This window comes from Burkholderiales bacterium, assembly GCA_013695435.1.
GTDB lineage: Bacteria > Pseudomonadota > Gammaproteobacteria > Burkholderiales > JACMKV01 > JACMKV01.
This window is the reverse complement of sequence record JACDAM010000185.1, coordinates 1-4,419: the sequence shown is the minus strand read 5'-3', so window position 1 is coordinate 4,419 and position 4,419 is coordinate 1. Positions and strand designations below refer to the sequence as shown.

Genomic DNA, 4,419 nt, shown 5'->3' with positions numbered 1-4,419 from the left:
CATGATGCGGTGCCTGTTGCAGCCAAGGTAAAGGTCAAACCGCCGCCGTCCGCTATAGCGACGGGTCGCCCGGCGTTAACCAGATTCCTGATTTTTACGGCAGTCAGTTTGCTCATCGCGCCCCCGTGTGTGTGTAGCTAGAATCCTAGCTACGCTCCTAGCTACGCTCCTAGCTACACAGATTATACGCGATGCCGTGAAATGTCACGAGTTTAATTGAGAGGATAAGTTAATGCTTTATATGACACTTTCTGATGAGTTTGAGACGGTGTGTAGCTACACGAAATGCCGATTAAGCTTTTAGGTGGCGATCTTCATAGGCTGGGATGCGCCGCCCTGCTTTTTGACGTTCTCCCGGCGGGAGGTTTTGAACCCGCCCACGACCGCCATGGCTCAGGCGGCTAACAACAAACCGAGCAGCGAGACGCTAAGCGCTGTTCGGAAAAGGCTCAATGAGACTGGCATCATAGGTTGGTCGCACTTCTGCACGATCACTGCCGGTCAGGTCTCCAAATGCGAGCGAAAGCGCGCAGTTTCTGCCGGGTAGTGATTCTGCTGTCGGCCAACGCGTCGAGAAAATCCGCAAGTCCGCGGGCAATGCTGACCGTGTAGAGCATCAGCACAGTCATCGGCGCCAGCACTATGAAAAAGTAAACGATCTTCAGCCACAGCTGGCGGCCGTCTCGTCGATCAGGTTCATGCCGAGGAAGCCGGTCGTGACCGTGCCGATGAAGCCGAACGTCGCGACGACGCCGAGCCGCACGCCGGCTTCGGTCATCCGCCGGTTGCGCGCCGAATCCAAGTAGGCATTGGCGTCGTGTACCTCAGTGCGCACGTCCTCGAACAGCCGGTCGTTACCGAGATGCCGGCTCCAAAGCGAGAACAGGTCTTGCGCCTGCGGCTGGTTGGAAACCCTGTACCTATTCTGCTGCGGGCTAACATCCTGCATCGTCTGCCGCGCCAGACGTTCGGCGTTGAACGCGAATGATTGATTAGGCTTCATGGGTGCTGCGGTTGGCGCAGGTAAATCAGGTAATACATCAGCGCCACCAGTACGGAACCGCCAAAAATGTTGCCCAAGTTGCGGCAGCGATATTGTGAATGAAATCAGACATCGATAAGGTGGCCAGCATCTCCGGCGTAGCGTGCGCTAATATCACTACTGCAGGGTCAGCAGCGGCCAGCATGCCGAGTGGAATGATGAACATGTTGGCAATGCAGTGCTCGAAGCCCATGCTGACATAGGCCGTGATCGGGAATATCAGAGCCAGAATCTTGTCGGTGACGCTGCGGGCGGCAAATCCTAACCACACCGCCATGCACACCAGCGCATTGCAGAAGATGCCGAGAAAAAATGCCTCGATAAACCCAAGCCCGGCCTTGCTGCTAGCAATTTTGATGGCCTGTACGCCAACATTCATGTCAACCGAATGCAGCACACCCGCAAGATAAGCCACAGCCACAGTACCGAAAGCGCCAACCATGTTGGCAAGCCAGATCCACACCCAGTTGCGCGACATCTCACTCGTGCTGACCTTGCGTTGCGCCCAAGCCATGGCAAGCAGATTGTTGCTGGTAAAGAGTTCGGCACCGCCAATAATCACCAGGACCAGGCCCAGGCAAAAAGTGATCGCCGCAGCCAGCTTTGGCATACCCTGAGCCAGCGTGAACAGGTAATTCATTGCCCCCAGTGAAATAAATGCGCCTGCCATGATGCCGAGCATGGTCATCTGCATCGGCGGCATGTGAGCTTTATAAACGCCGATGCTTTCGACACGCGCCGCCATCTGGGCGGGTGAGTGAGCATCTAGAGAAGTCGGAATTGGTCATCCACCATAGATTTGGATAAACTGGGCGAAACTAGATTTATTGCCCTTCTTCTGTGGGCGGCGAATTGCCTGAAACTGTCAGCGGTTCGGAAGCGTCTACCCCCTTACCGCGATCGTCCCAACTCCAGACCATGTACGCTAACACGCCGCCGATCACGCGCCCGCGCAGGACCGGCGACGAAAAACGCAAAAATAACCCAGGCAGCGCGGGGGCTGGCGCGAAGGCGCGCCTGGTCGATTTGAATGCTCCGTGGCTCCATCCGTCTCCGCGTCGGTAACCCTCGCTTCAATAAACACTCTACAAACAGCAATCCCTGCCTAAGGCAGGATGAACTCGGATGCTACCTTGGCGGAGAGGGTGGGATTCGAACCCACGGTACAGCAAGCCGTACTCCGGATTTCGAGTCCGGTCCATTCGACCACTCTGGCACCTCTCCGGGAGCGCGCTATTTTACCAGCGAAGCGTTCTTTGCAGTGCCCGCATCCCGCGTGCGTTTGCCGGTTTTGTTAAACCCTTCCATCGTGTGACAATTCGCTTTGGCATTGTTTGGTCCAGAGCTTATGTGCATGACATGGTTACCGCAATTCCGGCCGCTCCGCGTTCCGATATTGGCGCTGTCATTGCTGATCGGGCTCGCGGCGTGCGAGCGGATTGGCAAGCCGCCGCCCAAGCTGCCACCCAAGCCGACGCTCGAATCGTCGATTGCCGGAACCAGCGAAATCGTCGTTATCACGCGCAAAAGCGCCACGACTTATTTCGAGGACGAAGCGGGCAATCCCTCCGGGCTCGAATACGATCTGGTGAAATTGTTTGCGGAAGACCTCAAGCTGCCGGTGCGTTTTATCGTCGCATCCGAACTCGAGCAAATTTCGCAGGCTCTGACCGGGCAGCTCGTGCATTTCGCCGCTGCCGGCATTGGCCAATCGAAGCAGTGGGCGGACAAAGTGGCGTTCGGCGAGCCCTATCAGACCGTGCGTTTCCAGGTGGTCTATAACCGCGACGACCGCAAGCCGAAAACGCTGGCCGATCTGGTCGGCAAGAAGATCGAAGTCGTCGCCGGATCGAATAATGTCGAAGCGTTAACGACTGCGCAATACGATTTTCCGGCGTTGACCTGGTCCGAGGTCAGGATCGAAGACAGCGCCAAGCTGCTTGAGAAAGTCGCGAACGGCACCATCGATTACGTCGTTGCCGCATCGCACGTCGTCGATGTCGCGAAAAATTTTCATCCCGATTTGCGCACCGCGTTCAGCATCGGCGAACCGCAATCGCTGGCGTGGGCGTTTCCGCCGGCGCATTCGGAATGGAAAGCGCGCTCGGACGAATTTTTCGCGCGCATCAAAAAGGACGGCACCCTGAGGCGTCTGCTCGACCGCTACTACGGCCACATCGGACGCTTCGATCAGCTCTACCTCGCCCACTTCCGCGAAAAGGTTCGCACTGCCCTGCCCGCCTTCCGCGAATATTTCTACGAGGCCGAATGGGCGACCGGCATCGATTGGCGGCTGCTCGCGGCGCTCGCATTCCAGGAATCGCACTGGGACCCGCAAGCGACCTCATCGACGGGCGTGCGCGGCCTGATGATGCTGACCGAAGACACAGCCGAACGCATGAAAGTCGGCAATCGGCTCGATCCGAAGCAAAGCATCATGGGCGGATCGCGCTATTTGCAGACGCTGAGGAAAACACTGCCGGAACGTATTCCCGAACCCGATCGCACGTGGATCGCGCTCGCCGCCTACAACCTCGGATTGGGCCATCTCGAAGACGGTCGCGTGCTGACGCAAAAACGCGACCTCAACCCGGATTCCTGGATCGATATCAAGAAAACCCTGCCGCTGCTTGCGCAGGAAGAGCACTACAGCAAGTTGAAATACGGCGCCGCGCGCGGCGGCGAGGCGGCAGTGATGACCGAAAACGTGCGGCTGTATTACGACATCATCAGAGATCTGGAAGCGCCGTTGCCGGCGCGGGAAGAAAGCAGCGCGAGCGCAGATCTGCCAAGCGCGCGCTAATGAGGCCTGTTCCTGATGTTGGTGGAGACTCCCCGACGGCTAAACTTTAAAACCGCAAAAACAGATTGCTTCCGCCGGTTCAAGCCCAGTTCTAAAGGCCGCTCGCAATGACACCACGACATGGCGAGGAGGCGCAGCCGACGCGGCAATCTGGTTTGTCATTCCGGAATAAAAGCCGCGAATCGCGGTGCCTTCCTGCTCTCGCGGGATTGGATTCTTAACTCGCCAGCGCGACCTCGACGAGATTATCCGAGAACGTCGGCGCGTGACCCATGTTGACGAATTCATCGGAGCTGATCACATTGACCGCGCCGCCGCCGGCATTCTTGCTACGCCAGTAGCCGAGCGTTGATATAACTACGCCCGGCTGCGTGTCCTCGGTGACTTCGGCGTTGGCTTGAAACTCACCGCGCTCGTTGAACACGCGTACCGCAACACCGTGTTCGATGCCGCGCGGCATGGCGTCGCTTGGATTGATCAGTACGAATTGTGCGCCCTGGCCGCGAATCTTGTTGGCTTCGTTCGCGTAGCAGGAATTGAGGAAGCCGTGACTCTTAGGCGATACGATGTTGAG

General features: G+C 57.5%; 4 protein-coding genes, 1 tRNA gene and 1 pseudogene. 1 reads left to right on the top strand and 5 read right to left on the bottom strand.

The features are described from left to right. Positions 1 to 491: 491 nt before the first annotated feature. From H0V78_09515 to H0V78_09500, 4 genes and pseudogenes are all read right to left on the bottom strand, one after another. Positions 492 to 629, bottom strand: coding sequence for a hypothetical protein (locus H0V78_09515; protein ID MBA2351999.1), 138 nt, complete (start codon positions 627 to 629; stop codon positions 492 to 494). Between the two features lie 32 nt (positions 630 to 661). Beyond that, positions 662 to 1,003 carry a hypothetical protein gene (locus H0V78_09510; GenBank protein ID MBA2351998.1) on the bottom strand — a complete coding sequence of 114 codons (342 nt, stop codon included), beginning with the start codon at positions 1,001 to 1,003 and terminating at the stop codon, positions 662 to 664. Further along, a pseudogene (locus H0V78_09505) lies at positions 1,000 to 1,823 on the bottom strand (formate/nitrite transporter family protein). The gene H0V78_09510 and the pseudogene H0V78_09505 overlap by 4 nt, the downstream one beginning before the upstream one ends. 353 nt (positions 1,824 to 2,176) lie before the next feature. Further along, a tRNA-Ser gene (locus tag H0V78_09500) sits at positions 2,177 to 2,266 on the bottom strand. Positions 2,267 to 2,396: 130 nt separating this feature from the next. Between H0V78_09500 and mltF the strand changes: the two genes are divergently transcribed. Continuing rightward, on the top strand, positions 2,397 to 3,845 hold the full coding sequence (gene mltF / locus H0V78_09495; protein MBA2351997.1) for a membrane-bound lytic murein transglycosylase MltF: 1,449 nt from the start codon (positions 2,397 to 2,399) through the stop codon (positions 3,843 to 3,845). 217 nt (positions 3,846 to 4,062) lie between these two features. On the opposite strand, the gene H0V78_09490 is transcribed toward mltF, so the two are convergent. Continuing rightward, a partial coding sequence (locus tag H0V78_09490) for a molybdopterin oxidoreductase family protein (GenBank protein ID MBA2351996.1) occupies positions 4,063 to 4,419 on the bottom strand: 357 nt, incomplete at its 5' end.